The following is a 25,552-nucleotide window of genomic DNA, read 5'->3' on the forward strand; positions in this document are numbered from 1 at the left end:
CAGACCCCGCCTCGCGACGACGCCCTTGCGTTTCACTAGCCCTTCACCACCATCAGGTTGGGCAGGGGACTTCCACCCCCAAGCTGTTGCGCATGCTCGGCGCACCAAAAAAAAGCCCGGCAAATGCCGGGCGTGGGTTTCAGGGAAAAAGGCGCGTGTTCCGCCATCAGCAAATCACTTCAACCGTCTCACCGAATGGCGCCTTCCTGGCCCGTTTCAGCGGCGTCGTCGACGCCCACAGGACGGGATACGACGGAGCCTCATCGGGAAAGCGGCCGTCCATGTCGGTGAGGTACACAAGAAATGCCGGGTGAATGCCCTCCGCTGCGAGCCGCCTGAACGGCTCGACAAACGAAGTACCGCCACCGCCGCGAACAGGTTGCAGTTCGAAATCGACCGCGTCGCCGCGATCGAAGATCTGCAACTGGGTCACACGCGTATCGCAATCCATCACGATCAGCCGTCGCGGCCGCACGCCGTCATTTACAGCGATTATCTCCGCTGCGAACTGCGCTTGCGTTTCGTCCCATACCGAGCCGCTTGAATCGCGAACAAACACCGCGTCGCCTACCGCCGGTTCATGCAGCGAGGGCAGATACAAACCCAGGTGCAGATAACGGCGGTTCGGCATCAGATAGCTGTAGTCCGTCGGCGACGAATCCTGTGCAAAGCGATGCAGGATCGGTCGCCAGTCGACGGCAGGTTCGACCGCCTGCGCGATCATCCCCTGCAGCGCACCCGGCATGCTGCCGCGCATCTGGGCCGCTTTCGCGGCCTGATGCGCAGCAACCTTCCACTCGGCCTCCTGCCTTGCGCGATCATCGGCGACATACTGACGGACCTCACCACACGAGAAAGCGCTCTCGTGAGAAGGCGGCGAAGCACTGGGGTCAGGGTTTGCGGACGGTGTGTTCGCGCCGTTCGCGGATTGCGGCGGGCTGCTGCCCCCGTTCGGGACGCCTGGCTGCGAGCCAGACTCCCCTGACGGTGTGCCACTATCCTTCTGCCCTTTACCTTGCTGCTCCTGCCGTTGCTTCTCCCTGCTCCGCTTCTCCTGCGCGAGGATGCCGTAGATCTCCTCGGCCGACTTGCCGGTAAAGCGGGCATCAATCAACACACCCTTGGGCAACTGCATGCCCGCATCGATGATGATTGGGTTGATCGCGTAGTCGCACGCGTCGTTCCAGAGATCCGGGTCACGATCGCCCTGGCGCCAGCAGTGGCCACCGGCCACGTGCAGCACTTCGTGCGCCAGAACCCCGCGCGTCTGAAGATCGTTCAGTTGCGATAGGAACGCAGGGTTGTAGCCGATCGAAACCGAGTCGGTCCAGAACGTCCTGCACGACGGATCTTCGACCACCTTGAGCCGCAGCGCCAGCGCCCCGAAAAACGGCTGGTCCAGCACAAGAGCGGTACGCTGCTTCGAGATACGAGGGTCCATTGCCACCTCACGCGACGAGACGCAGAAGCGGCGTCTGCTCCTGAGTCGCCGGCCCCTGATCAATCATCGGCTCCGGCGTGCTGCCCATGAAGGCCGCCATCAGGCCTTCGATTTCCTGGGCCTTGGCCGCAACCTGCGAGCGCAGCACACGCGACTCCTTCAGATCCGCCCCGGTGTGTACGGCAAGGTGCTTCTTTGCCTGCTCGAGGATGTGCGTGAGCTTCGGGTCGTTGCTGAAATTCAGCTTCGGCAGGAGCTCACACAGTTCGCGCACCTGATTGGTCACGTCCAGCCGCACATTGCCTTCCGCGTACAGCCGGTCCGCAAGCTTCGAAGTGGCTTCGTAAAGGCGACCGACCAGATCGTTGTTGGCCGTCGAGATACTGGCCAGCACGTGCTGGTCGATATCGGTGCGCAAAGCTGACAGAACGTCGTCCGGCAGGTCGATCCCAAACTGGCTCGCGTCCGGAAACGGAAGCACGGCCATCTTGATCCCGAACTTCCCGGACATCTGCGCGAGGCTCGGGTAGTCCGCCTCGTTGAACAGCCCGTTCAGCTCAGCACGTGCCTTTTCCTTCAGGTCCAGATAGTCCGTCAGGAAGACGGATACGGCCAGTTCGAACTCGTCCTTCAGCTTGCGCATATGGTCCGCGAAGTCCATATAGACCATCGTCGGCAGAAGGCGCACGCCCAGCTGGTCGTACTTCAGCGAGTGGTCATAGTAGTACGAGCGGATGCGGTTGCCGATCGACACCACCTCCTTGTAGCTCGGCGCATGTTCAGGCATCAGACGCTTGTTGAAGCGGCCGATACCCTTCGTCTCGTGCGACTTCTCAACTTCTTCGGTCGCCTTGACGTCGAAACAGCGTGCCTGCCAGGTCGAGATCGTGACCGACGACAGCATGACTTTAGACTTGATATTGGTGATGTTCATGGAATGACTCCGACAGATAGATGAATGGATAGGCAGAAAGAAAAAAGCCACGGCGCGCGCGAAGCGGGCCGTGGCAAGGGACAACGGATGAAGCGTGAAAAGAAGGCCGGTCAGCCGCGGATGATTGATCCGAGCGGACCGCTCTGGGCACGAATGAACGCGTGAGTGTTCTGCAACGTCGGCGTGCGCCGGATGGCGTCACGCGCGAGCAGTGCGCCGAACTCGCGATGTCCGGCGTCAATGAGCCGGTCGTTGTAGGTCAGCACACGATCGAAGTTGCCTTCGGTTGCATGCGCTGCCAGCGCGGTTGTCGTTGCGAACAGCGCCGCCGGCGTTTCCGGAATGGGCGCCGTGTCAGGCGACAGCAGGATCGCGTCCGGCGAGGGCAACTCGCGATAAATGCCGAGGAATGCAAGCAGCTCCGTCGCCGCTCCCTCTCCCACCGTTCCGGCGTAGGAGGTCAACTCGAGCGACTTGGGAACCACGTTCATCGTCTTGCCGACGAATCCCCAGCTGCGCGGGCTCGGCGAATTCTCGATGTCTCTCGTCGTTTTGCGCACGGACAGCAGATCCGGCCTGAACCGTAGAAACGCAATCAGCTCGGCGGGTACGTTGTGGCGCACCGCCCAGTCCGACCAGTCCTGAATCGTCGGAATCAGTTGCACGACAGTCGCGAAACGCGAAATGACGGGGTCAAGAATGCCTGTCACGCCCGCGTTGTCATTGCGCCGGTTAGACGCAGCAACAAACGTGACGTGATCCGGCAGGACGTGGGTTCCGATACGCCGCGCCAGCAGCAACTGCATCTTTGCTGCCTGAACCGCGGGCGACGCCTGCCCCAGGTCATCGAGAAACCAGATCAGGGGCGTGCTGCTGTTGACGGCCGCCTCAAGATCGCCAAACGGCAGGTGGCGCGCTGTCGTGCCGTCGACAGACGGAAACGGCAGCCCCTTCGAATCCGTCGGATCCTCGACCACCGGATGGCTGATGAGTAGAGCGTGACCGGTTGCTCGCGCAACCTGTTCGACGATATCGCTCTTGCCTATACCCGGACTCCCGGTAATGAGCACCGGCAACCGTTCCGGAACATAGGCCGTGAGCAGTTCGGTCAACTGCGCTGCAGTGACCTGGTTGGCAGGCGCCTGATCGGCGACTGCAATAGATGCGGCGGCGTTATTACGTGCGTTCATGGGGTTCTCGCAGAAAAGAAAAGCCCCACGAACCAGCGCCCCAGGGGACGTGGTCCCTGTGGGGCGAGTTGGATGTGCCGCTATCGCGGCGGGTCGATGCGTCGGATGACGCGAAAAAATGGGGAGTAGCTTACGTCTGCGCGCCAGCCAGAGCGGCCAGTTGCGCCTCGTTCAGTGCTTCACGGGGCACGTCGGTCTCGCGAAGGAATATCATCCTGCCGTAGAGATTGGCAAGGCAACGTGCTTCAGCACAAAGTACCAGCACATCCGTTTCGAACATCGACGGATTGCGGTTGCGCCACACATTGATTGCACTTTCGATCTGTGCGACCGGGATGCGAGCGGCTTCAGAATCGCTGTTCAGAACAGTCATGGGGTCCTCACTGGGAAGTGCCCCGGCCATCGCCCGTAAGGGATCGCGTTCCCCGGGGCAGAGTTGTTGCCCACGCAGGGGCGGTTCGATGCGTCAGGGACGCGGGTCATAAGGACAGTTTATGCAGGCGTCGTTGCGGTAGTAGTCCGTATGCTGCGCAAAATCACCCCCCTTAGACCTCGCCCGACACAGGTTCAAGCTCAGTGCGGACGAAAAAAAACCGGCGCATAGCGCCGGCTTGAGAGAGAGAAATGTCGAATCAGGACAACGACAACGAGGACTGCGCCGACAGCATTGCATCGATGCGCGCATTCATCGCGCGTTCGCGTTCACGAAAGACGCGCGACTTTTCCTCACCGACACCGTTGTGCTTCTCGATCACGTAGGAGAATGCGGACGGTCTTGCGGGGCCGGGCCAACGCGCCCATTCCTCCATGATCCGCGCGCGCTGAGGCGGTGTGCACACGAAGTACTCCCGACGCGTGCGACGCCATTGCTGCGCGTACAGATCCCGCATACGCTGGTCGGCCTGCAGGAACAGCCTCTCGCGACGCGCCTGCTCTTCGTCGAGCGTGCGGGCGGGCGGCAGCTCAAGCTGCTCGCTGAACAGCGGATACGCCTGCGCGAGCTTTTCGCGCTGTCGCTGTTCACGACTGAGGAACAGTGCCCGACGGCGGCTCGTCCAGGAGAAACCTTCCGGTCGAGGCTGACGGTCGAATCGCATACACCCTCCTCTTATGCAGCACGGCGCTCGAGGACCACCCGCGCATAGGCAAGTGTTCCATCCTTCGCCTGCAGGCGCCGTCCCTCGTTAAGCGTCGGGTTCACAAGTGCGTACTGAAGAATGGCACCGGCGCGCCAGTTGCGGATCTCGCTGAAGCCCGATGCAATCGCCTCGTCGACGTGCTTGACGCCATCGATCACCACCCCGTCGTTGCGCTTGTAGCGGGCCACAAGCGCGGCTTCCTTCGCACGCCTTGCTTCATCCTCCCGGCGCTCTTCGAGCTTACGATCGGCCTCGGCCTTTTCCCATTGCGCCTGGGCCGGCTCGTCGAAGCCGCACAACGCAAAGACAGCACGGCGCCGCGCTTTCGCTTTGGCGCCGCGCAGCTTCACGCCATGAAACTCCTCGACGGCACGTTTGCTGCTCTGGTTTCGCTCATCCGACGTGTCCAGAATGTCCAGCAGCTTAGCAATGTCGCGCTCCTCGATGGCTGCAGCCAGGCGATTGGCCCACTCGTACGACTCGCGCCCGTGTGAGAGAACCGCCATTTCGCATTCGAGCTTGTGCCGGCGCGCACTCATCCGGCCTTGCGCGCGCTCCATGTCGGCCCGATCCACTGCCTTGTCGCGCCGCGAGTCCGCCTGCAACTGGCGCAGCCTCGCTGCGAAGTCGTTGACCGGCCGCCCGATTGCGACAGGCGTGTCGAACATTGGCGGCAACGGCTCGGCGTTCACGATCTGCGCATCGAACAAGGCATCTTCGACCTCGATATAACTTGCCGTTTCAGGCAAGCCCGCCGTCGCGGCAACGATCGCGTCGATGTTTTCCGCCGTGAGCGACTGCTTCGCGTGACGCATGATCGAACTCACCCGTTGCAACCTGCCGGCAGAAAACCGGCCGCGAATTTCTGGCACGTCGAGAAGCGGTACCGCCCACTCGATGTCGTAGCGGAACGGCCGCTCCATAGCACGGTAGTCATCCATTACTGCGGGCGGGACATCCTCGTTCCGAAGCAGAGCGTAAGCAACGTGCACCTCGTGGCGGCCGTTCACCTGGCCGCCGGCCACTGCTGGACCGCCTGAACTGAAGCCAAAGCGCGCCATCGCCGCGTCATGGAATAGCGACGACAGATTGAAGAACTGTCGCGCGTCCCGCGCGGCCGTTTTTTCCGCATCGATCTGGTTGGTCGACAGGAAGCTCTGCGGCGCACGCGCCAGTTCGAAAAGGCCGAACAGCTCCTCCCAGTGCGCCGGGCGGATCTGCCACGGTCGGGCCTGCTCACCATAGGCGGACAGCCAGAACGCGTGAACCTCGTCGAACAGCCGGGCGACGATCCCAGCGGCCGAACCTGCACAGCGCAGCGCCAGCGTGCCGTTGTAGCGCGTCACGCTTGCCGGAACAGCGTCGCTGAGCAGCGAAATCGACGATGTTTCAGTCTCCTTCACGCGCTCGTTGGCGAACAGGGCGACGACGCCCGCGAGCGTCGGGACAGTAAAGGTTTCACCGGGAATAGACAGTTTGTACATGAGAAGTTGGCTCCGCAAATGGAAAGGGCCAACGTCCCGGGATGGGATGTCGGCCCATCGGGGTTCAGGAAAAGAAAACTGGTCAGTCGATATTAAGCGTGCGGGAAACCACCGCCGCCACCGACCACGCCTGCGAGCGTGACAGCGACTTGATGCGGATGAGCGGCACGCTCTTCCACATCTGGGATTCACGGTCCGTGACGAGTTCGATCAGGTCGACACGGATAATCCAGCCTTCCGAATTGCCGCGCTCGACCGACAGGGTCAAACGTCGGTTTGACTGCTCGACAGGCCACGGCGCCGAGGGCGGCAGGCCGAACCGGTCCGGGCAGTCCGCGTCGATGAAATTCGCGTGCGTCACCCACTCCGGCTCGATCTCCGTACGCCGCAATGCACGGGAAATCTGCTCTACAACGCTGCCAACGGTCGCGCCGAGCGTCTCAAAGGGTGCGGCCGCCAATGCAACCGGCAAATCAAGGGTTTCATACATAGAAAAATGGCAATAAAAAAGGCCGCACCCTGAAAGGTGCGGCCTTTGACGAATGTTGGATCGGAGAGTCGATCCCTGGAAATATCTTTAGCGTGGAACGCGAGGATGCCGCCGTTCACGCTCGTGCTTACGGCCCCGGTTGGTCATGTAACCGCCATAGACCAGGATCGGTGCCATCAGCAAAAGGACGAACAATCCTAGATTCATTGTCAGTCTCCGTTCATGGAATTCATGCCTAAAAGGAAGGTTATCACAACGGCAAATATCAGCACCGCCTCCGTCAGAAGCTCGCCGGCGGACCAGGTCTTCGTCGAGTGGAGAATACCCGCGGCGCCCACCAACGACACGACAGTGAACGAATGACACAACCGACCGAACTGCTGGCGTTGATCCTTGGTCCAGTCGTGCCCGAACAGCCGTTGCCAAGCCGTTGGCCGATGCCCAGCATTGTCCACCTCGTTGGAGCAAAGTTCGAAATTACCGTCAATTCGCACGTCGGCGCGAACCTCCGCCCCCGTAAGTAGTATGGTGACCGTTGGCGGTGCCTCGCTTTCGGCCAGTCGTCGGAGCAGCAACGACAATCTTTCTGATGGCTGGACCTGACCGACTTCCGGGAAGTACGTGGCACGGTCAGATACGACCATACCGGAGGGAAACTCGATCAAAACCTCGACGATTTCCATCCCGCCCCCTACCGTCGTTCGCTGTCCAGACCGGCGGCAAGCCGCAAGCCTGCGAGCAGCGCGTCGTATCCTTCACGCGATGACAGCTGGTCGAGCCCGACTGCATTGTCAGCACCGCCACACAGATCCGAGCGGCCGCGACGGGTGCGAAATGACACGGCGACCTTGTGGCGTGTCGGCGTGTCAGCGACCTCCAGCATGAGAGCCGGAGTACGGAGCGTGACGCGGCACCCGCGATTGCGCCGAGCCGATTCGGTGACGATCTCGTGGTCCGAAGGAGGCAAACGCAAGTCGCGAGCCACGCGACGCAACATGCGCGTCGCGTGATCCGTTATCGCGGCGTCCGTTGCCGCGCCCGCGCTACGGCGGTCGGCATAGAACACCTTGGGAACTTTCAACATACGGACCTCAAAAAAGAAAAAGCGAGGTGCCCTTTCGGGACACCTCGCGATGGAGAATTGAGCCGGCGACTGCCGGCGCGTGAAGGAGATATGACGGGTCAGTGCGTAACGCGCAGACCCGAGTTGGTGGAGATAAGCAGAACGTGATCGCCCGGCGCAAACTGCTGGTCATCCGGTTGGGCGACAACAATGTTGCGTCCCGTGCTCGTGCGCACGATGATTTCGAGGCCCGCATGATGCGACAGCGCCTGCGAAACCTTCTGCGTGACGAAACCCGATGCAGCGCCAGACAATGCGCCGGCGATGTAGCGGCCGGTGCCATTGCCAATGGTGCGTGAGCCGAGGAATGCACCGACGCCTGCGCTGATGAGCGACGTCAGCCCGGAGTTATCCTGGCTGGCCTCGATCGTGATCGAGCGAGTGCGGAGAACCGTGCCCTCCTCAACCGTACCGCTGTGCTGGACGTCATAACGCTGGTATGTATTCGGAGAACCGAAATCGACACCGGCGCAAGCCGACAGCATGGATGCGAGAACGAGACTGACGATGATCTTGAACATTTGATTGCCTCAACGAAATGAGGGGCAACCATCCCGTCAGGGAGGTCGCCCTGACGGGAATGAAAAGATTGTTGAATCAGTGAACAGCAGCAATGCGATGGCGCAGATTCGTGCCTTGGCCGCGGACAGCAAACCAGCGCACTGCGATGAGCAGCGCAGCTGACAGCGGTGCGATAAAAAAGACGAACCCGAAGCCAACGCCTTGCAGAAATGCGCCGTATGCGTAGCCGTGTCCAGCGACGGACTCAAACATGAGAGCAGCAAGCGACAATTGGTGTGAACCGACGTGCGCCAGATAGGCATCGAGAGCCGCGGGACCAGACGCACGCAGCAGATCGAGTTGGCCCTGCGCTTCGAACGCGCAGCCAAAAATGACCAGTGCATAGCCCATTAAAGCGAGAACGGCAGCGACGATCAGGATGAGTTGGAAGGAAACGGCCGTGGCCGCGTGATTTCGATTCAACATGGAGCAGCTCCTCGGAAATAAGGAGCCGGTTCCCGTTGGGATTGGCTCCCAACAAAATTGGATGAGTGCTTCAGGTGGGATACACCTGAAGCATTGAACAGACGCGGTTACGACGACATGCGGGTGAGGTAATGCAGGTCGACGCGGCCGCTTTTGACGAGCTCACGCTCGGCGTCAAACGGGATGTCGAAGTCGAACGTCACAGTTGCCGTTCCATCTTCCCAGACATACAGAATGGTGCCTGAGAATGCCTGGATGGGCAGAGTTGCAACAGCTTGCGCTACAACACGTTGGTTTTCGCGAAAGCCCCACTTTTCCAGAACCTTGAGAGGACCGGCAGAAATTGCCAAAGCCTTGGCGAGTTCCGGCGAGAAAGCGACTTGCTGCGACATGGTGCGGCTCCAAAAAAAGGGAGCCGGTCCCGTCGGGATGGCTCCCAACAGGGTGACAGACGGGATTGGCCCGTCGTTGAAGACCGGCATTCGCCAGTCAAAGGTATCTACACTCCAGCAAGCCAGAGTGTTCGGTCGATGCGCAAAAGCGCGGGTGATAGAGCCAGTCTAGGCGACCCGGCAACGCGGATAGCCCGGAAACATCCAGAAAACCACCCGGCTTTCGGCCTGAAGCAGTCTTCACCCTGTCGAAGCAGTATTTCATCGAGGCCAAAAAAAACGCCGTCCCCCGGAGGGAACGGCGCTGGTTGTCACAAGCTCGACGCGGTCCTTGCTGCTGGCCACGTCTTTTCAGGTTTCCGGATGCCCTCGCGATACCGCTGCGATGCAGTGGCGGGGACCTTGAAGATCAGTCTCGGTGACCGGATGTGTTCTGCGCTTTCCTGTCCAGTTGACCAAGCAGGCGGACCGAATAAGCACCCGCAATCTTGTGCTCCATCGCGGCAACAAGCGCCGCGACAGTTTGCTCGATCTGGTTCTGAGGCATACCGACAGGAAAAATCGCATGGGTGCCTGCCAGCACGTTTTCGCCGGCACTGGTGAACTCACCGTTGGCGAGCCACCAGCGATCGCATTCCGCATCGAACTTCAACCAGATGCTGGCCCGCTTCGGCGCAACAACCGTCTCGAATGTCTTGCTGAAGGCATCCACGATCCGATCCTTGTGCCAGCCGTACTGGGCCAGGCAGCCAGCAATTGCATCTTTCATCATTCCCTCCCTGGGACGACAGGCATGGTGACTGGAGACGCAGTAACATGCGCACCCCCAAAAAAACCGCTTCCCGAAGGAAGCGGCATGTCAGACTCCGGCAGGGGCTTTCCGGCTCCTGGGAGCTTTCTTTTCCACCCGTTTCGGCACCTCATATCCGAAGCGCGCCCATGCAGATGGGTCGAGTGGGATTGGGCTCGTTCGTCCAGTGCTCAGGTTCACGAAGACGCCCGAGAACGGAACGCGGCCCGTGCGAAACATGGTCCATAGCAGGTTGAACGCCTGAACGGCGATCGCCTGATTGATAACAAGCGACTGCTTGCGAAGCGCGTCAGCCATCGAGCACGAAGGCGTCTCGTCGGTTGCGTCGCCGCGCGGGTCGACAAGTTCCGGGAACAGGTCTCCGACGTGCGGAAGACGCTCAGGCCCGACAGCGGGAGCCTGTCCAAGAATCACCTGCCCACTGTCGGTGTCGTTTCCACAGTCGAGGTAATACCCGCGACCGTAGGTCAACGACTGCAGGATTGCCCGTCGGGCTGCGCGCGTATCCACGCAGCCAATCACGAGATCGGCCGCATGCAGGTTAGACCCCGAGTTCACGCGCGAGGTACGCGCTTCCCAGTCCGTGCCCATCAGCATGTTTATCCGGTTGACGATGAGCGCAGCCTTGTATTCGCCGACGTCATTGGGATAGAACCCCTGTCTGCCGACGTTTGTGGGGCTTACCCGATCATCGTCATACACGGTGCACTCAATGCCGCCCGGGTGACCGAGTTCGAGCATCGCGTGATGTAGCCGCGCCAGCGACGGCAGGACCGCACTTCCGGTCCCGCCGGCACCGACAACCACCACCCGCCACGGACCGGACATCATGCGCGAAGGTACGTTATGAAGCATGGGTGCGTTCATGCTGCCTCCATCGCTATCGCCCTGTACCACGCCGACGGCGCACGCTCGAGTTCCTCGAATATCCCTTTGGCGCAAAGCCGGAGCGCAAGGCTCGGCATCGACGCCTGACAGTTTCCGACGACCAGTGCGAATTTCACCTCGTGCTGGTCGTCTGCGTCATCTTTTGAGGAGAAGTACGCCGGATGCTTACCGTGCGAATGACAGTCGACAACGAGCTGCTCATCGCCTTCCAGCGGTGGCGGGTCGTAATCCAGTGAGTCTTCGTCATGCGAGCGGATCACGAGCGGGACGAGCCTGAAGTCCCGGGATGTGGGGCTCCATACGATCCACGCGCCGGTCTCCTTCGGAAAAGCGGCCCGCGCCATCGTCGCAAACTGGGCAATCAGCGCGGCCGGGACCGCGCCGCACCCAAGTTGCGTATCCTCGCTGATCTCGCCATATGGAATCGCCGTTGGGACGGCATAGGTGGCGATCCTGCGCACAAGGGACAGCCATGCGCGGCGGATCTCGATAAAGACACCGTTGGACGCGACGAGCAGGCGCTCGCCGTTTGCAGACATCGGTGCCACTGGCTCACGCCTGGGCACCATCACGCTGGGCAGCGACTGCTGCAGCGTCAAATCCAGAACATTCATTTTGGTTCTCCAATATTGCCGCCGATCAGATCGGCCAGCGTGAGATTCATCGAGATAAGGGAAGTCTTGGGAAACTGCCTGAATTTGCCGCGCAGCATGTCGCGCCAGAACGCAAAAGGACCGTCCTGGTAGTCGACCCGTTGCTTGCCGGCATTCGGATGGGTAAACGCAGATTCAAAGAACCCGCTTTCCCAACCGTCTATGGCAGCTACATCGATGCGGTTCGGCACCTTTGCGGAGCCGATACAGATCTTTCCCCAATCCCACGTGTTGAAATACGGTGGCTCGTACAGCAGCGTGTCGGGTGTGGGGCGCGTGTCCTCCATGACGGCGAAGACGCGAAACCCCGTCAACGACGCGTGAAAGACGAGCCCCGGATGCGGAACCACTGCGCCGGCGGACCTGATCTCCGGGCACTGGAAGAAAACCCGTTTCCGGGTCGGCCTGTGCCACCACGTGATCGACTCCGGTGATAGCGCCAGCACCGTCTCAGGCAGGAACGCAGCCTTTGCAGCCGTGTTCGCGGCCAGCTCGTTCAGCGCGGTGTACAGCGCCGCCCTGTCGATCGGCCGGCCAGGCCCGATCGAAGGTCGTTGCTTCCCGCCCTCGAGCTTCACCGGGTGGACGGTGCCGTACTGCACGCCGCGGTTTTGCTGCTCATAAAGAAGAATTGCGGAGACGAGCCGGACCTCCGCGTCGCCACCGGACGACACATTCATACCGATCATGATGATGCCCTCAAGGTTTGATCAGGATCGCGAGGACGCGGTCCAACTGGGAAAGAAGGCGGATGCCCCTGGTCCACCGCGCGTATTGCTGGCGGATGGCTTCGGGCTCGGTTGCAAAAGGGATAAAGCCGAAGAACGTCGTGCCGGAACCCTGCGCCGCGAAGTTGTACCTGTCGTCGAGCAGGCGGCCGATGTAGTCGTTGTCATGCGCGATCAGCGTGCAAGCGGCATACACGCACTCGGGCATGAAGGCAAAATCGAAAGCCGGCTTTGTGTCGCGGTTGCAGAGCAGCCGCGACAGTTCCGCCAGCTCTTCAGCAAGTCGGGATGCCCGACCGGCCGTCGTTCGATGCAGACGCCGCAGCGCCGCGATCGATAGCCTCGGTTGCGGGCGGGACGAACGCTCCTTCTGCCGGATGCGATAAATGTCCATATCAGGCGGACACAGCTGATCCGAGGCCACCGAGGGGAGGTAGCGCTCGTAATCGGCTTTCTTACGCCCATACGACCTGCGCAATTCCTTCACCACATCGGTGTCGGTGACCGTTGCATCGCCGCCCCAGTACCAGCAGGCGAAATCTTCAAGAAACTCATGCGGCAAGCGCACGTTGAGGGTTCGACCTGACGCCCTGGCTATCAGGCTTAAGGCTGTCGGCAGCAGGCGTGGATGCGCCATGCGAAACTCTTCAGCGTGATCGCCGATGGAGTAGACAAAGTCATCAGGAAACTCCACCGTGAGATAGAGCGGCGCATCTGGCTCGAAATCGTCCCGGTGCTCCTGATATTCGATGATCTCCATCACCGCTTCGCTTCCATAAAGCAGGAACTGGAAGTTCAACGCCCGCCACTGCTTCTGCTGGCGCCTGAGCCACGCGGTAAAAGCCTGAGCCATCGCTTGCGGAGCACTGCCGTACGACCGAACGTCCCGCGCACTGAGAACCCCGGTGGAAAACTGCAGGGTCGCCAGTTCGCACAACGCGCGTTCCGTCTGGAAGCTGACTTGCCCCTGCGCCAGTACCGAAGGTCCGACCCGGGGCAGCGTCAGAAAATCATTGGAAGGTTTGCGTCGGGTAACGGGATTGCTGCGCGATTCCCGGGTAGCCGGGGTGTTTTCAGCGAATCGGTCACCATACGTTCGAGAATCGAACAGCATGATTTCATTTCCTCATTCTGAAAAAAAACCGCCCCGGGCGGCTTCTGTGTGGATTGGGCACTGGACTCTTCGGCCAGTGCTCTCATCAGGTCGCGCTTACGCATGAGCGCCCTTGGCGCCGGCGGCACGAACGAACTTGTAGCGGGCAACCTCCCCGCTGTATTCGGGTCCGTCGATGACAGCCGTCGTCAACTCCGGGTACTGCGCCGAATACAGGTCACGGACCTCCGCCGGCGAGAATGCTGCGCCGGGGTCGATGAGGTTCACGCCGTTGTAGATAAACTCGCGAATAAGCGTTGCGACAGAAATGGACATGTCGGACCTCAGCCGAGAAGAGAAAGCAGATCGGTACCGGCAGCCTTGTCGGACGCCGGCGGGACCGGGGCCTGAACCGACGTTTCGCGGCTTGCGCCATCGTCATCGTCCGGTTCTTCCCCACTCTGTTCCACCGCGGCTCCCTTGCCAGCCGAAGCGGTCGAGCCCTTGGCCAGTGACTTCTGGGCCTTGGACGCCTGCCCCTTCTCAGCCTGCTGCAGAATCGCGGTAGTGGCTGCGACCTGCTCGGACAGCGAAGCGTGTGCAACCGAGTACTGTCCGATGGCCTCTGCGAAGCCCTCGTCCAGTTCTGCGGCGGTTCCCGAGAGAACCAGCGGCTGGCGCAACACGGACTCTTTGGAGTCGCCTTGCGGTACCACCACCACGGACATGCGGCAGCCGTCGGTCTTGAGGATCATCTGCAACTTGCCGCTGGCTCGCACCAGCGCATCGAGTTGTTGAAACATGGAAACTCCTGGAAAGAAAAACGCCGCATGGCGGCGTATGGATAAGGTAAGGGTGCGACGTGGAAGTCGCATAAGAGATTGTTTCAGCTGGCCTCGGCCAGCGAGGAAACCGGCGGTTCCGTCAGCCGTACCCTACCGGCGCATGCGATCTCGGTAACGAGTTGGTATGAAGCCGCCGGGACAATGTAACCTGCACGAATGTGCGGCATCAATCCCGTGAGGGCGAGGTGCTTTCTATCAGCATCAGATGGATAAGGTGCTAGGGTGAGCAGTATGGTTAGTAAAAGCGAACCACCGGTAAACGTCGTAATATCTGATAAGCCAAAGATGCTGTGAGGCTTAAGCCAAAAGGCATGCAATCGGTTATCCCCTTCCATACTGGGGCTACACGGACTGCGGATTGCCGGCGAATAGGTGGAACCTAACCTGCTTTTGTCTCTTGTGCGGAACACGGTAAGTCCGATTCTCTGCCAGATGGCGTAGCGATGGCCGGTGACCCGCGAGGGAAACTGTTGGAGAAGCGGATATGAGAACGCGGAGCAAGCGAACGACGGCCTGTAATGGGTCGTATAGGGGTTCAAGATTTGCCCCGATCCGAAAGGGTGCAGACTTCCGCGTGGTGCAGCTGTCACAAGTACACGTTTGAAATTCGTCGGCGGGCAGCTTGAGAGAGACCGGCAGGTTGCGGTTCAGCGTCCGCGTCCCAGCGATGGGATGGATTAATAATGTGAGGCTTGTGAAGGGCTTGAGCAGGATGGTCAAGACCGGCGTCGGCGAGACGCTTCACGCTGTGCTCGAGCCGTATGCGGGGAAAGCTCGCACGTACGGTTCCTCGGGGGCCGCGTTTCCGCAAGGAGACGCGGCTACCCAATAACGGGGCGCGAGCGCGCCCCGGTTTTCAGAACTTCAGCACCTTCGGCAGCTTGCCTTCGTAGTCAAAACCTTCGACCTTGAGCAGTGCCTCGATGAGTTCGGGCTTCGATTTCGCGAAAACCTTCTTGAAGTTATCGCCGAGCGCGGCGCGAATGCCGATCTCATCAGCCAGCACCAGCATTTCGGACTTCGTGATCAGCTCGAGAAACTCCTTGTCGAGCTTCCAGTGCTTCTTCAGATCCAGCTTGTGCGACTTGCACAACTGCGTGAGCCGCGTGACGTCCAGACCCTCGATCGCCGCAAACAGCATGGCGATCATGAGGTCCGCCTGAATCTTCTCGCCGGTCGCCTGAACAGCGCTGACCGACTTCGGAAGATCGGCCATCGGCACCTCAACATCGGCACCGACCATTCGCTCGAAGAACTTGCGAAACGCTCCATCCTCGATGTGCCGCGCGTTGCCGCTGAGCACAACCGCGATCAGATACTGGCGCGCCAGATCGTGATCCATGCCGATGTCCACCCGCAGCACCTTGCGCCAGAGCTTCACGCGATACGCCTTGACCTTCTCGGACTCGGCAATAGTCGTGACCGACTGGTTCGTCGACGCTGGGGCACCCGCGGACTTGCTGCCGGTGCCGCCCGCGCTCTTCGCCGCCGGGGCCGACTTCGCCCCTTCAGCCTTCTCTGGTTGCGCTGCGGCCTTCTCGGCCTGGATGCGCGCGGCCACCTTCTTCATATTGCAGACGGTGTCAAAGCATTGACCGCGTTAGACCTTGCCGACTGAATCCGGCAGGCCGCTCACGGCCGCGCCGTAGTTCGTGCAGGCATGACAGGCTTTCGCCTGTTCAAGCCCGACGCCTTTCGACCCGTCAACGGCCAGTTGCACACGGGTGTTGTTGTCGCCAGCCCGCACGATCCGCACGGTCTGGAACTCATCGCGCAGGCCTGCGGCTGTCGCCTCAAGCTGCTTTTCCGTTTTGTCGTTGAAGCAGCTACGGTTCGTGCAGTTGCCCGTACCAATCGCTTCGCCAAACATCTGGGCCTGCGTGGACGAGTTGTGCGGGCATGCCGCACAATCGGTCTTGTCGAAGATTGCCGAGGCCAGCGCACAGGACGCCTGCTCAACCAGCTTGCGAACGTCCGCGACCGACCGCTTCTCAGCGACGACGACGGGCAGGACCTTGTCCTGGTTCTCTTTCGAGAGCGCCGCCAGCAGTTCAGCGTGAGCGATGTTGATCTTTCGCTCACTCAGCGCATCGAGCACCGCTTTTGAACAGTTGAGCAGGGCGAGGCGGCCGTCGAGCGTGGAGCGTGACCAGCCAATCATTTTGGCCACCACATCACGATCGCCGCCATGCAGCCCAAGAAGTTCGGCCGCGTCAACGGCTTCCTCCGCGGGCGACAGGTTGTCGCGCTGGATGTTTTCGGTGAGCGCAATACGTCGCGCCTGGACGTCGTCGACGTCCTTTACAACGATGGGCATCGCATAGTCTCCACCATGCGCGTCCCAGGCTGCACGATGACGGCGGCCACCCGCGATCACCTCGTAGTCAAAGTCGTCGAAAACGACCGGGCGGACGATGATCGGCGTATCGACACCGTGCTCGCGAATCGACTCGGTAAGTTCCGCAAGAGCCTTCGGATCAAAGTATGTCCGGGGGTTGCGGCCGAGCTTGATACGCTTGAGAGGAGCAGTAAGTTGCTGTTGCATTGCAGGTTCTCCAGAAAGGGAACCCGCCCCCGCTCGGGAGAGGTTCCCGATGGGGTCAAAGATAGCGGCCGGACTGGCCGGCGGTTGAATGCGTCAACGACGCGAAGGATTAGTCAACGAGGTGGGGACACTGCCAGATCTCGTGACCCTTGAAGCAGAACGAGCACATACCCGACGTCTCTTCTTCCGACTCCTGAGTCGCGACGCCGCCGTGCCATGCCTCTGCGAGGCGGGGTTCGTCGGCGAAGTAGACGGGCACCGGAAGTTGACTGGTTGGGCTGAAAGCAGCGTCGCGATAGCCTAAGGCCTGCGCGTCTGCCAGAACGAGCCTCAGCCGGTCGGTTGAGGGATGGGTAATGCTGGCGACTTTCGCGAGCGCGAACGCTGCACGAACATCGAGATAGGCATTTGACATACAGGTTCTCCGGAAGGGAACCTGCCCCCGTTCGGGAGTGGTTCCCGATGGGGTCTAAAGACAGATGCCGGTTAGCCGGCGATTCGATGCGTCATGGACGCGGGTGATTTGCTAAAGATACCGCCACGAAATGCTGTGAAAGCCCGGAAAGCTGCAAAAATCCATGCGTCTAAAAAAGAAAGGCCCACCGTCGTCGGGTGGGCCTTGCGTCAAAACAGCGTCAGCTGGTCAATCGTGTCGAACACGGTACGCTCCCGGGTACCGCTAGCGAGCGATTCTTCAAAAAGCTCGGCCACCGACATTGCATCGGAGACGACCGCGGCGGCCACCGGGGCGACCTCGCGCTCCAGCACTGCCACGTCGGAAGCCTCGATTTCCGGCGCCTGCGCAACATCGGTCCTGACCGCCAGCGGTTGCGGCTCGTCGGCTTCCGGGCTGCATTCAAGCGCGACAGCCTCACGAAGTAGATCCGCCTCGAGCCGCCGCCTTAGCCTGAATGTCCAGCCGCCCAGAATATGTGCCGGCGTGTACCACGTGCCCCACACCGCATCGACAGCGCATCGACAGCGCATCGACAGCGCATTGCCGTGCACGATCGTAGCCGGAACATGCAGCAGGGATAGCTGTTAGGTTGCATTCACGAGTGTCAACATGATTGCGTGATCTGGCGAATTGATGAACACTGGGCACTGCCCGAGCAGCCCATGCCTCTTTCAGAGGCGAGTAGCCCGGCGCGCCGCATTTTCTTGCGGCAGTCTCGAGGGGGCCCGTGATGCCGGTGCGCAGGTCATTCGATGCGGCGACGTTGACACGGCTTCGCGCGATGCCGATGAGCGTCGCGTTGGAGTTGCTGTCCGTCCACGCCAAGACCGACCCGACGTACCTGCCTTTGAAGGACCAGCACAGCCAACGCTGGCATGTGGCCACCGTGCGCGGTGAGTTCGAAATCCTCATCACAGGGGTCAAGTGGTTCGACACGCGAGCGCAGTCCGGTGGAGGCGGTGCGATCGATCTGGCGATGCATCTGTTGGGCCTGTCGTTCGTCGATGCGGTCACACACCTTGTCGCCAAGGAGGGCCAGCATGGTCCAGACGATTCGTAAGGCGACGCTGCCGACGCCCGCGGAAGTCATCGATCGTCTGCGTCCAGCAGCTACTCAGGCGCTTGCAATGACGCTGCGCGAACCAAGGCCAACAGGCTTTCCACTCCTGTTTACGGCGCAGGGGCTGCTGATCGAACCGGCAGTTGCCTTCCTTCATGACCACTTCGTGCGGCAAGCGCACACTGCCGACACGCTCAGAACCTATGCAGAGATTCTTTACGACTGGTTCGAAACGCTTGAGCAGAACAACATTCGGTGGGACGACGCTGACGCGGTCGACCTGGTGGCCTATCGCAATCGCATGTTGGCGCAGCCGAGTGCCCACACCGGCAGACCGTATCGCATTTCGACGATCAACCATCGGGTACGCGGTGTGCTGCGATTCTACAGCTGGGCTGTGCGAACGCATTGGCTCCCTGCTTCAACTTTGGTTGATACACCTCTCAATTTCGGAGTAGCCAGACCGCCGCGATCGGTCAGGACCTACGCAGCTCAGTCGGCCGAGCAGAGCCTGTTCATCCTGCGGCAGTTTGAGTCCCTGCCACGGCCACTCACGTCCGAGCAGGCGTGTGAACTTCTGGCCACGTTGCCGTCACCGTACGACCTGATGGCGCGTTGGCAGCTTTTCACGGGGTTACGCATCAGCGAACTGTTGAGCCTCCGAGTCCAAGACGTCATGAAATGCTCATCATCGTCAGCATCGCTGCACACGATTGAAGTAACGCGGAAGGGACGCAAGCCGGGCTACGTACTCGCGCCCACAAGCTTGCTTGATGAGACGGCGGCCTATTTGTCCGGGCTTCGACAGGCCTGGTTGTTGCGCGCACGCCGCAGAGGACGCTTCGCCGAGACTGCAGCGCTTTTCGTCAACTCGCGTGGCTCGCCCGTTGGCAAGAACGCTTACCAGCGCGTCATCAACCGCACCGGACAGGCCTGCGGATTCAGGGCGACGACGCACCTGTTGCGAGCAACCTTCGCCTGCATGCTGTTGGCTCGGCTCCAGCGGCTGGCCAGCGAGGGCGTCGCGATCAACCCACTGATGATCGTCAAAGTGCTCTTGGGGCACGAGCACATCGAGACGACGGACCGCTACCTGCGCGCCATCGCCGTGGAAGCGTTCGCGTTCAAGCAGGTTCTGGAAACGCTGTTGTCCGGAGCGCGATGACCATGGCCTCCACTCGCCGGTCGATACCCCGGAAGTTCGTAAGCGATGCAGAAGTTATTGATGTCGGTGCGTCACCCATTTCCTACGAGGCACCTCGCCTGGTACGTCGAACTGTGGTTGACTTTGGCTCGCTCGGTCTTCCCGTGGACGTCGCTCGGGCCCTTGCCGAGGCCTTCTGGTGCCACTTCGGCGCTATGGCTGGACGTTACTTCTCTACGCATTGGCACCACACAAAAGTCTTCGCTAGGTTTGTCCGCGAGTCCGCGGCAATCACGAGCCTAGCTGACATTCACGGCGGCATGTTGCTGCGCTATGTCGAGTGGTTGAACACCCAGCGCAGACCGGATGGTCAACCCTGGACCAAGGGCACCCGGGCGGGCACCTACGTCACGCTGCGCAAGATGCTGCAATGGATCGAGCGCTACCGGCCCGGCGTCATCGCGTGCATTGAATATCCCTTCAACCCGTTCCCGTGGCGCAACCGCGATGCTCAACCGTCGACCAAGATGCGCGCAACTGATCTGCGAGCGCTGCTGAGGGCCTGCGAGGCAGACATCGCTCGCATACGTGCCGACCGTGAGGCCGCAGCGGCGCAACGCATTGCCGATGCCGGCGAACCAGGAACGCTCGGCTGGCTTCTCGAAAACATTGACCGATGCGGCGTCTTGCCCCACACGCATGAACTGAGACGCCCCGGTCAGTACGCACTCCGATATGCTCTGTATCGACTCGGCGGCCGCAGACAAGTTGAGCCATACCTATATCCGCGTGCGGAGTCCCTGTTGCCGTACTACCTGGCCATCATGGTCCACGCGGCCGGCAACCCCGATCCAATCGCCGAAATCGGCCGCAACTGCCTGCAGTCCCTGCCGTTGCTCGACGACCGTCAGGCGCTCGTTTGGCTCAAGGCGCGTGCCAACAGCACCCAACGGCTCACTTTCGACAGCGCTGACCCCTTCGGTCCGCCAGCGTTTGTCAAGGAGATTCTCTCTTGGAACGAGCGACTACGGCCCCTGGCGCCGGTTGGCATGCGCGACCGACTGTTTCTATACCAAGGCCACTACGGTGTGATGGCGCTCACCAGTAACGCCGTCAAGAAGATGCTCAAGCCTTTCTGCGAGCGGCACGGCCTACCGATCTTCACGCTTGTATCGATCCGCCCCGGCGTCCTCGCAAGTTTCTATCGCGTGTCAGGCGATCTGCGCCGCGTCAAGGCCATCGCCAATCACGCGCACCTCTCTACCACCATTCGCTACGTCCAAACACCAGAGGCAGAGGCACAGCACCGCATGCGCATCGCGGCCTTGCAACAAGCCTTCATCGGGCATGTTGAACAGGTTCACTCAAACGACTCGGCGGGACGCCTGTCATCGAAGTCAGCGCGCAACAGTTCGGCCGTGCCGAGCGGCGAGGTCGTGTCGATGTTCGGCTTCAACTGCAAAGACCCCTTCGCCGGAGTTGCAACAGGCACGCGATCCGGCGAGCTGTGTACCAACTTCATGGGCTGCTTCACGTGTCCGAACGCCATCATCACGCCTGATCCGTCGACGCTGGCTCGGCTGATTCAGGCGCGCGATCACATCCGGGCTGCTTCTGCGGTACTGCATCCGGCACGCTGGCAATTCATCTACGCGCCGCAGTTGCAGATTCTCGAAGAAGACATCCTCCCTCGCTTTTCGGCTGCGGAACTGGCGGCTGCGCACTCCCTGGTGACACAGTTACCACCACTGCCAGATCTTCGGTGAGGTTCCCCAATGCGTGCTACGGAAGACCATCAGACCAGCAGCCTGATCCCGGCAAGCCAAGCTGAGGCACTTGCGCGCGATGATCGGGCGTGGTTTCTTGATTCGCTTTGGCACGACCCGGTCTGGGTCTTCAAGCCGACGAGTGCCCTTGAAGAAGGCAGGTCCATGCGCATCGACTGGCGCTTCAAGCTTCCAAGCGGCGAGCTCTTCGTGGAGCCTCGGTTTGCACAGCTATTGCACAGCTGCAAGCAGGTCGTCGCGATTATCCGCAGCCGCTCGCTGGGAACCGGCCTGGCGCAGCGAGCAACGACGACCTTCGCCTTTTTCATGCGCCTGCGCACACTTGTGCGCTGGATGGATCAGGCCGGCTACAGGCGCTTCGCCGATCTCGACGCAACGGCGCTGTTGCAGTTTCAATGCTCAATCGTGCAGCGCCCCGGGGTTCAGCGTGATGCACTTGCCCCTTCGACGGTTCGGAGCTACCTCGACGCACTCTCGTACCTTTACCGCTTTCGTGATCAGCTTGACGACGGACTGCAAATCGACCCCTTCCCAAGCCGTGACCTGCGCACGGTCATGGGCGCGCGTGGGGCCAGCGGTCGTCACTGGCCCTATACCCCTGAAGCCGTGGCGGTGCCGCTGGTCCAAGGCGCCATTGATCTGGTGACCCGCGGTTCGGCACCCATCCTCCAAGCCAGGGATATCTATACGCAGGCCATGTCCGCGTCCAATCAGCGCGGCTACCAGCTCGACACCTGCACGGTTGCGGCGACTCGCGCGTTGCGTCATGCTTGCATCGAGGTTCCTGGTCAGTCAGGCCCGATCCTATCTGTCTACGACCTCAGGCGGTCGATCGACGCGCTTTACGCGGCGTGCTTTGTTGTGATCTCTTACTTGGTTGGGCCCCGGGCAAGTGAGATCCTGCAGCTCAAGGCCGGGTGCGTGCAACGCCGCCGCGTCGGCAGCGCGGTCGACGAAGAGATCACCGTGATCGTCGGCTCCATCTTCAAGGGTCAGCCCGAGTACGCCGGGCGGCCACACGAGTGGGTCGCGCCGCCACCCGTTGTCGCCACCATCGCCGTTCTCGAAGCCTTGTCGGCTGGACATCGTGCACAGACAGGAAGCCCCAAGCTGTGGCTGCGCAGCAGCAAGAAAGCGGGTGCCACCGAATGGCAACTACCGTGTCCTGGAACACTGAAGATCATGTCGTCGATGCGCATGGCCTTGCTGCTGCAACGCTTCGCCGCGCGACTCGTGTTGCCACAGCATGATGGCAAGGCCTGGTTGCTGACCACCCATCAAGGCCGTAAGACGTTTGCACGGTTCGCCGCATTGCGCGATGGATCAGCATTGCTCGCCCTCGCCCAACATCTCGGGCACCGCGAGCGCGCTGTCACCGACAGCGGTTATGCAGGCACCGACTACCACCTCAATCGGGAGATCGAAGCTGAGGTCCTCGAGCAATCGGTCTCGGTGTGGGAACACATGCTTGTCACGCCGAGCCTGGGTGGGCGTGCCGGAGCGGAGATCATGGCCAAACGGCCACGTTTTCGGGGCACTCGGATCAAGCAGGACGTCAAAAGCTACGCCCGCTTGCTGGTGGACGCTGGTCTCGCGCTCGGAGTATGCGACTGGGGCTACTGCGTCTATCGTGAGGAGCACAGCGCCTGTCTGGGCAATGCCATCGGCCCCAACCCCGCGCGCAGGGAGCCATCGACCTGCGCGCGCTGCAAGAACTTCGCGGTTTCAGATCAGCATCGACCCTACTGGGTCGAACAGGTTCACAGGCATGAGAGGCTCCTCAACGAACCCACGTTGCCGCTACAGACGCTGCGCATCGTGCGCGAACGGATGGAAGAGGCGCGCTCACTGGTCCGTGCGATCGATGCAACCAAGGAGGCCGACGATGCCAAGCGCAAATGCTGAGCCCGCAGCCGCAACGGCCGCACAGCGGCTTCGATGGGCACTGCAAGAACTCGCGTCGCGCGAGGGCGCAGGGGTGCCGACTGCCACAGCGCTTTGCGAGCTTGCGAGGGTCTCGCGCAACGCGCTTTACCGATACCACGTTGACGTCCTACGTGAGCTTCACATACTTCAGCATCGGCGGCACCAACGTCCGGCAAATGCAGGTCAGACTTTACAGCGGCTTCGCTGCGAGAACGAGGCGCTGCAATCCCAAGTGCACAAACTCGCGGCTCTTGTAGATCACTATTTTGCGGCCTGGCAGGAGGCGAGTTCAATGCTGCAGCGGCGGGAACGAGAACTTTCTAACTTGCGCCGTGGGGTCAAGCCAACGATAGTCGCGCTGCGTGAGTAGCAAAGCAACGGCGCCCTACCGCCCGCAGCACTTTGCCTGCACTCCAGCGCATTGGCCTCACTGCAGCTTCTCCACATGTGCCCCGGTCACCCAACGCACTGGTGACGCTGTACCAACTGAACATTCGAGAACTCCACATAACAGCTGCAAATACGTCATGTGAACGCAGCAGGAGTCAATATCTATGCACGTGGCGTGCATCGCCTGCTGATAGTTGTGACCCGAGGCGAGCAAAGCGTCGGCTGCTGCGATCACCATACCGCCGGCGCCGCAAGCTGGCTCCTGCACGCGGATGAAGCCGCGGCGCTCGACCTCTGCACCGCTATCGCCCATCAGCATCATGGACATCATCCGCGACACGCTGTACGGGGTGAAAAACAGCCCCGCCCGATCATTCCCGAGCCCGAGCATCATGTAGGTTTCCCCGAGCACGTCCGTCAAGCCGCCGCTCACCACGTGAGAATCAGCTGTCGACTTGCGGACTATCGCGACGCGCTGCTCGAACGACTCCACGAGCAGGTCCAGCATCTGCGGAAACTTCGCAACTTCCTCTCGCTTGTACTTGCCGACGATATCGAGGTAACGCTTCTCGCGCGCGTCGAATTGCGTGCGATCGACGCTATTGCTGATCGCCAGTGCGCTCATCTCGACAAAGTCCGAAAAGACCGTATACAGGTGGTGGCCATGCGAAAAGGACTCGATGAGCTTCACGAGCTCCTTTTGTGCGGAGTCGGCCGTCAGGTCGTGTTTGCGTTGCGCAGACTTTCGGCTCACAGCAGATCTCCCGCTGCGCCAAGACTGGCCTGAACCGCCGCATACAGCCGGTCGAAGTCAGGTACTTCTCCCTGAGCAATCGAACGCTCGATATCAAAGCCCGCCATCTGGAAAACCGCAGCCCGATTGACCACTGGCCGCACTGATCCAGCTGCGAACTGGTCACGTGCCTTCCAGATGATGCGCGTGGCCAGCGTCTCGTACGTGCGTCGAAGCTCGTTGACCACCTGTGCGGTCGACGGCACACGCACAGCGGGGTCAGGGGTCTCGCCGAACAGGCGCTTTTCGGTCGCAGCGACAGCACTGTAGTGACGCCATGCTGCCGTCTGCGCATCAATGAATGTCTGAATGAAGTGATTGAACATGCCGGATTCCAGATAGGTTATCCGGGGTGCATCCCCATCAGGGGCGCGCCCCCGGCGGGTAAGTGAATGCTCGTGATCAGATGCCGTAGTACTGGCGCACAAGCCGGCGTCGCGCCGCAAACGGGCGACCGCAGGTGACCGAGACAGGGGCTTGAGCTACAAGATGACGCAGCGCTGCTGCGCGATAGCGGGTTGAATACCGGTTTTTTGATCTGACGATGCGTAGCAGCTCCTCTTTCGAGAGGCCATACGTCTGCCAGACCATCATGCCAAAGCGGAAGATACGATCACGGTTCATGGTGCATCCCGTCAAAGTTGGCGCGAGCACGCCCGCAACGGGTGTGAGCCCGTCGGGGTGAAAGAGGAACGCCTGTGTAAACCGGCGTTCGGTCGATGCGTCAAGGACGCGGAAGATGATCAGATGGTAGCGCCCGCACCCCAGCGCCTTTTAGCGGAATGGCATCGAATTTCATGCGGCTTTTGCCGACACAGTGCAGGCCAACCGCAGTCAAACTTATCCACAGATTTTCTGCATAACCCTGTGGATTACCACTCGCCATGTTGGCCGAACTGCACGTCCCGCCTTTCGTTCGCCTGGACGGGCCGCTTGCGGGTCACACCGAAAATCGATTTAGCCGGTTCAGACACCTAACACGGAATGCTCGACAAAACCGTATAGCTTTCGCGTCCAACACGTCATCAGCCAGACAACATGCTTCTTAACCCTCTCCCGGCCCTCGTCACGATCCTGCTAGTCGGCTGTGCAGTCTGGAATCTCCTCAGGCTCGTGGCTTCCAGATTCCACCTGCCGTCATGTGTTACGTCCCGGCCTAAATTAGGGTTGTCGTCGCGAGCTATGTGGCGTGAGATTGCGTGGGGCGTCGCGCACTAAATGAGGAATGGAATGGGCCTCGTTTAGTGCGCGA

Annotated in this window: 28 protein-coding genes and 1 pseudogene; 4 read left to right on the forward strand and 25 right to left on the reverse strand. The window is 60.8% G+C overall.

The window, feature by feature from the left end; translation table 11 throughout:
* Window positions 1-166: 166 nt before the first annotated feature.
* The 22 genes and pseudogenes from KHO33_RS40205 to KHO33_RS40310 form a co-directional block, all read right to left on the reverse strand.
* Window positions 167-1,441 (reverse strand): vWA domain-containing protein, encoded by a 1,275-nt coding sequence (locus KHO33_RS40205; protein ID WP_200568261.1) that lies wholly within the window; start codon window positions 1,439-1,441, stop codon window positions 167-169.
* 7 nt (window positions 1,442-1,448) lie between these two features.
* On the reverse strand, window positions 1,449-2,375 hold the full coding sequence (locus KHO33_RS40210) for a hypothetical protein (protein ID WP_200568260.1): 927 nt from the start codon (window positions 2,373-2,375) through the stop codon (window positions 1,449-1,451).
* Window positions 2,376-2,485: 110 nt separating this feature from the next.
* The gene (locus KHO33_RS40215; RefSeq protein ID WP_200568259.1) at window positions 2,486-3,565 is read right to left on the reverse strand and encodes an ATP-binding protein; all 1,080 of its coding nucleotides are present in this window, start codon (window positions 3,563-3,565) and stop codon (window positions 2,486-2,488) included.
* Between the two features lie 130 nt (window positions 3,566-3,695).
* Window positions 3,696-3,938 (reverse strand): DUF3717 domain-containing protein, encoded by a 243-nt coding sequence (locus KHO33_RS40220; protein ID WP_200568258.1) that lies wholly within the window; start codon window positions 3,936-3,938, stop codon window positions 3,696-3,698.
* A 259-nt stretch (window positions 3,939-4,197) separates the two neighbouring features.
* Window positions 4,198-4,662 (reverse strand): hypothetical protein, encoded by a 465-nt coding sequence (locus KHO33_RS40225; protein ID WP_200568257.1) that lies wholly within the window; start codon window positions 4,660-4,662, stop codon window positions 4,198-4,200.
* A gap of 11 nt (window positions 4,663-4,673) precedes the next feature.
* Window positions 4,674-6,188: a hypothetical protein gene (locus tag KHO33_RS40230; RefSeq protein ID WP_200568256.1), complete on the reverse strand. Its 1,515-nt coding sequence runs from the start codon at window positions 6,186-6,188 to the stop codon at window positions 4,674-4,676.
* Between the two features lie 82 nt (window positions 6,189-6,270).
* Entirely contained in the window at window positions 6,271-6,678 is a 408-nt protein-coding gene (locus KHO33_RS40235; protein ID WP_200568255.1) for a hypothetical protein, read from the reverse strand.
* A gap of 209 nt (window positions 6,679-6,887) precedes the next feature.
* On the reverse strand, window positions 6,888-7,361 hold the full coding sequence (locus tag KHO33_RS40240) for a hypothetical protein (RefSeq protein WP_200568254.1): 474 nt from the start codon (window positions 7,359-7,361) through the stop codon (window positions 6,888-6,890).
* A gap of 8 nt (window positions 7,362-7,369) precedes the next feature.
* Window positions 7,370-7,762, reverse strand: coding sequence for a hypothetical protein (locus tag KHO33_RS40245; protein WP_200568253.1), 393 nt, complete (start codon window positions 7,760-7,762; stop codon window positions 7,370-7,372).
* 98 nt (window positions 7,763-7,860) lie between these two features.
* Window positions 7,861-8,322 (reverse strand): outer membrane lipoprotein, encoded by a 462-nt coding sequence (locus KHO33_RS40250; protein WP_200568252.1) that lies wholly within the window; start codon window positions 8,320-8,322, stop codon window positions 7,861-7,863.
* 76 nt (window positions 8,323-8,398) lie between these two features.
* Window positions 8,399-8,788, reverse strand: coding sequence for a hypothetical protein (locus KHO33_RS40255; protein WP_200568251.1), 390 nt, complete (start codon window positions 8,786-8,788; stop codon window positions 8,399-8,401).
* Window positions 8,789-8,895: 107 nt separating this feature from the next.
* Complete coding sequence (locus tag KHO33_RS40260) at window positions 8,896-9,180, reverse strand: hypothetical protein (protein WP_200568250.1); 285 nt, start codon at window positions 9,178-9,180, stop codon at window positions 8,896-8,898.
* Between the two features lie 409 nt (window positions 9,181-9,589).
* Window positions 9,590-9,952 carry a hypothetical protein gene (locus KHO33_RS40265; RefSeq protein ID WP_234480927.1) on the reverse strand — a complete coding sequence of 121 codons (363 nt, stop codon included), beginning with the start codon at window positions 9,950-9,952 and terminating at the stop codon, window positions 9,590-9,592.
* 87 nt (window positions 9,953-10,039) lie between these two features.
* A complete protein-coding gene (locus KHO33_RS40270; protein WP_200568249.1) occupies window positions 10,040-10,858 on the reverse strand; it encodes a PRTRC system ThiF family protein in 819 nt (272 codons plus the stop codon).
* On the reverse strand, window positions 10,855-11,493 hold the full coding sequence (locus KHO33_RS40275) for a PRTRC system protein A (RefSeq protein ID WP_200568248.1): 639 nt from the start codon (window positions 11,491-11,493) through the stop codon (window positions 10,855-10,857). The genes KHO33_RS40270 and KHO33_RS40275 overlap by 4 nt, the downstream gene beginning before the upstream one ends.
* Complete coding sequence (locus KHO33_RS40280; RefSeq protein ID WP_200568247.1) at window positions 11,490-12,221, reverse strand: PRTRC system protein B; 732 nt, start codon at window positions 12,219-12,221, stop codon at window positions 11,490-11,492. Before KHO33_RS40280 ends, KHO33_RS40275 begins: the two co-directional genes overlap by 4 nt.
* Window positions 12,222-12,231: 10 nt before the next feature.
* A complete protein-coding gene (locus KHO33_RS40285) occupies window positions 12,232-13,374 on the reverse strand; it encodes a PRTRC system protein F (protein WP_200568246.1) in 1,143 nt (380 codons plus the stop codon).
* A gap of 96 nt (window positions 13,375-13,470) precedes the next feature.
* The gene (locus KHO33_RS40290; RefSeq protein WP_200568245.1) at window positions 13,471-13,689 is read right to left on the reverse strand and encodes a PRTRC system protein C; all 219 of its coding nucleotides are present in this window, start codon (window positions 13,687-13,689) and stop codon (window positions 13,471-13,473) included.
* A gap of 8 nt (window positions 13,690-13,697) precedes the next feature.
* On the reverse strand, window positions 13,698-14,156 hold the full coding sequence (locus KHO33_RS40295) for a PRTRC system protein E (protein WP_200568244.1): 459 nt from the start codon (window positions 14,154-14,156) through the stop codon (window positions 13,698-13,700).
* A gap of 898 nt (window positions 14,157-15,054) precedes the next feature.
* A pseudogene (locus KHO33_RS40300) lies at window positions 15,055-16,743 on the reverse strand (PRTRC system ParB family protein).
* A 109-nt stretch (window positions 16,744-16,852) separates the two neighbouring features.
* The gene (locus tag KHO33_RS40305; RefSeq protein WP_200568243.1) at window positions 16,853-17,158 is read right to left on the reverse strand and encodes a hypothetical protein; all 306 of its coding nucleotides are present in this window, start codon (window positions 17,156-17,158) and stop codon (window positions 16,853-16,855) included.
* 209 nt (window positions 17,159-17,367) lie between these two features.
* Complete coding sequence (locus tag KHO33_RS40310; protein WP_200568242.1) at window positions 17,368-17,751, reverse strand: hypothetical protein; 384 nt, start codon at window positions 17,749-17,751, stop codon at window positions 17,368-17,370.
* Between the two features lie 230 nt (window positions 17,752-17,981).
* Here KHO33_RS40310 and KHO33_RS40315 point away from each other — a divergent pair, with 230 nt between their 5' ends.
* The 4 genes from KHO33_RS40315 to KHO33_RS40330 are packed head-to-tail and all read left to right on the forward strand — an operon-like array spanning window position 17,982 to window position 23,096.
* The gene (locus KHO33_RS40315; protein ID WP_200568262.1) at window positions 17,982-18,260 is read left to right on the forward strand and encodes a hypothetical protein; all 279 of its coding nucleotides are present in this window, start codon (window positions 17,982-17,984) and stop codon (window positions 18,258-18,260) included.
* Complete coding sequence (locus KHO33_RS40320) at window positions 18,241-19,425, forward strand: tyrosine-type recombinase/integrase (protein WP_200568241.1); 1,185 nt, start codon at window positions 18,241-18,243, stop codon at window positions 19,423-19,425. Before KHO33_RS40315 ends, KHO33_RS40320 begins: the two co-directional genes overlap by 20 nt.
* On the forward strand, window positions 19,422-21,170 hold the full coding sequence (locus tag KHO33_RS40325) for a hypothetical protein (RefSeq protein WP_200568240.1): 1,749 nt from the start codon (window positions 19,422-19,424) through the stop codon (window positions 21,168-21,170). Before KHO33_RS40320 ends, KHO33_RS40325 begins: the two co-directional genes overlap by 4 nt.
* A gap of 9 nt (window positions 21,171-21,179) precedes the next feature.
* Window positions 21,180-23,096 carry a site-specific integrase gene (locus KHO33_RS40330; RefSeq protein WP_200568239.1) on the forward strand — a complete coding sequence of 639 codons (1,917 nt, stop codon included), beginning with the start codon at window positions 21,180-21,182 and terminating at the stop codon, window positions 23,094-23,096.
* Window positions 23,097-23,544: 448 nt separating this feature from the next.
* Here KHO33_RS40330 and KHO33_RS40335 read toward each other — a convergent pair whose 3' ends face one another.
* The 3 genes from KHO33_RS40335 to KHO33_RS40345 form a co-directional block, all read right to left on the reverse strand.
* Window positions 23,545-24,198: an N-6 DNA methylase gene (locus KHO33_RS40335; protein WP_236074848.1), complete on the reverse strand. Its 654-nt coding sequence runs from the start codon at window positions 24,196-24,198 to the stop codon at window positions 23,545-23,547.
* A gap of 59 nt (window positions 24,199-24,257) precedes the next feature.
* Window positions 24,258-24,626, reverse strand: coding sequence for a hypothetical protein (locus tag KHO33_RS40340; protein ID WP_200568237.1), 369 nt, complete (start codon window positions 24,624-24,626; stop codon window positions 24,258-24,260).
* Window positions 24,627-24,702: 76 nt separating this feature from the next.
* A complete protein-coding gene (locus tag KHO33_RS40345) occupies window positions 24,703-24,924 on the reverse strand; it encodes a hypothetical protein (protein ID WP_200568236.1) in 222 nt (73 codons plus the stop codon).
* Window positions 24,925-25,552: the final 628 nt, after the last annotated feature.

It is taken from the genome of Paraburkholderia nemoris (assembly GCF_905221015.1).
GTDB classification, from domain to species: domain Bacteria; phylum Pseudomonadota; class Gammaproteobacteria; order Burkholderiales; family Burkholderiaceae; genus Paraburkholderia; species Paraburkholderia nemoris.

What these genes read in the sequence shown, in the direction of transcription:
- KHO33_RS40205 (WP_200568261.1), bottom strand. Translation starts at nt 1,441, where the DNA reads ATGGACCCTCGTATCTCGAAGCAGCGTACCGCTCTTGTGCTGGACCAG.
- KHO33_RS40210 (WP_200568260.1), bottom strand. Translation starts at nt 2,375, where the DNA reads ATGAACATCACCAATATCAAGTCTAAAGTCATGCTGTCGTCGGTCACG.
- KHO33_RS40215 (WP_200568259.1), bottom strand. Translation starts at nt 3,565, where the DNA reads ATGAACGCACGTAATAACGCCGCCGCATCTATTGCAGTCGCCGATCAG.
- KHO33_RS40220 (WP_200568258.1), bottom strand. Translation starts at nt 3,938, where the DNA reads ATGACTGTTCTGAACAGCGATTCTGAAGCCGCTCGCATCCCGGTCGCA.
- KHO33_RS40225 (WP_200568257.1), bottom strand. Translation starts at nt 4,662, where the DNA reads ATGCGATTCGACCGTCAGCCTCGACCGGAAGGTTTCTCCTGGACGAGC.
- KHO33_RS40230 (WP_200568256.1), bottom strand. Translation starts at nt 6,188, where the DNA reads ATGTACAAACTGTCTATTCCCGGTGAAACCTTTACTGTCCCGACGCTC.
- KHO33_RS40235 (WP_200568255.1), bottom strand. Translation starts at nt 6,678, where the DNA reads ATGTATGAAACCCTTGATTTGCCGGTTGCATTGGCGGCCGCACCCTTT.
- KHO33_RS40240 (WP_200568254.1), bottom strand. Translation starts at nt 7,361, where the DNA reads ATGGAAATCGTCGAGGTTTTGATCGAGTTTCCCTCCGGTATGGTCGTA.
- KHO33_RS40245 (WP_200568253.1), bottom strand. Translation starts at nt 7,762, where the DNA reads ATGTTGAAAGTTCCCAAGGTGTTCTATGCCGACCGCCGTAGCGCGGGC.
- KHO33_RS40250 (WP_200568252.1), bottom strand. Translation starts at nt 8,322, where the DNA reads ATGTTCAAGATCATCGTCAGTCTCGTTCTCGCATCCATGCTGTCGGCT.
- KHO33_RS40255 (WP_200568251.1), bottom strand. Translation starts at nt 8,788, where the DNA reads ATGTTGAATCGAAATCACGCGGCCACGGCCGTTTCCTTCCAACTCATC.
- KHO33_RS40260 (WP_200568250.1), bottom strand. Translation starts at nt 9,180, where the DNA reads ATGTCGCAGCAAGTCGCTTTCTCGCCGGAACTCGCCAAGGCTTTGGCA.
- KHO33_RS40265 (WP_234480927.1), bottom strand. Translation starts at nt 9,952, where the DNA reads ATGATGAAAGATGCAATTGCTGGCTGCCTGGCCCAGTACGGCTGGCAC.
- KHO33_RS40270 (WP_200568249.1), bottom strand. Translation starts at nt 10,858, where the DNA reads ATGAACGCACCCATGCTTCATAACGTACCTTCGCGCATGATGTCCGGT.
- KHO33_RS40275 (WP_200568248.1), bottom strand. Translation starts at nt 11,493, where the DNA reads ATGAATGTTCTGGATTTGACGCTGCAGCAGTCGCTGCCCAGCGTGATG.
- KHO33_RS40280 (WP_200568247.1), bottom strand. Translation starts at nt 12,221, where the DNA reads ATGATCGGTATGAATGTGTCGTCCGGTGGCGACGCGGAGGTCCGGCTC.
- KHO33_RS40285 (WP_200568246.1), bottom strand. Translation starts at nt 13,374, where the DNA reads ATGCTGTTCGATTCTCGAACGTATGGTGACCGATTCGCTGAAAACACC.
- KHO33_RS40290 (WP_200568245.1), bottom strand. Translation starts at nt 13,689, where the DNA reads ATGTCCATTTCTGTCGCAACGCTTATTCGCGAGTTTATCTACAACGGC.
- KHO33_RS40295 (WP_200568244.1), bottom strand. Translation starts at nt 14,156, where the DNA reads ATGTTTCAACAACTCGATGCGCTGGTGCGAGCCAGCGGCAAGTTGCAG.
- KHO33_RS40305 (WP_200568243.1), bottom strand. Translation starts at nt 17,158, where the DNA reads ATGTCAAATGCCTATCTCGATGTTCGTGCAGCGTTCGCGCTCGCGAAA.
- KHO33_RS40315 (WP_200568262.1), top strand. Translation starts at nt 17,982, where the DNA reads ATGCCGATGAGCGTCGCGTTGGAGTTGCTGTCCGTCCACGCCAAGACC.
- KHO33_RS40320 (WP_200568241.1), top strand. Translation starts at nt 18,241, where the DNA reads ATGGTCCAGACGATTCGTAAGGCGACGCTGCCGACGCCCGCGGAAGTC.
- KHO33_RS40325 (WP_200568240.1), top strand. Translation starts at nt 19,422, where the DNA reads ATGACCATGGCCTCCACTCGCCGGTCGATACCCCGGAAGTTCGTAAGC.
- KHO33_RS40330 (WP_200568239.1), top strand. Translation starts at nt 21,180, where the DNA reads ATGCGTGCTACGGAAGACCATCAGACCAGCAGCCTGATCCCGGCAAGC.
- KHO33_RS40340 (WP_200568237.1), bottom strand. Translation starts at nt 24,626, where the DNA reads ATGTTCAATCACTTCATTCAGACATTCATTGATGCGCAGACGGCAGCA.
- KHO33_RS40345 (WP_200568236.1), bottom strand. Translation starts at nt 24,924, where the DNA reads ATGAACCGTGATCGTATCTTCCGCTTTGGCATGATGGTCTGGCAGACG.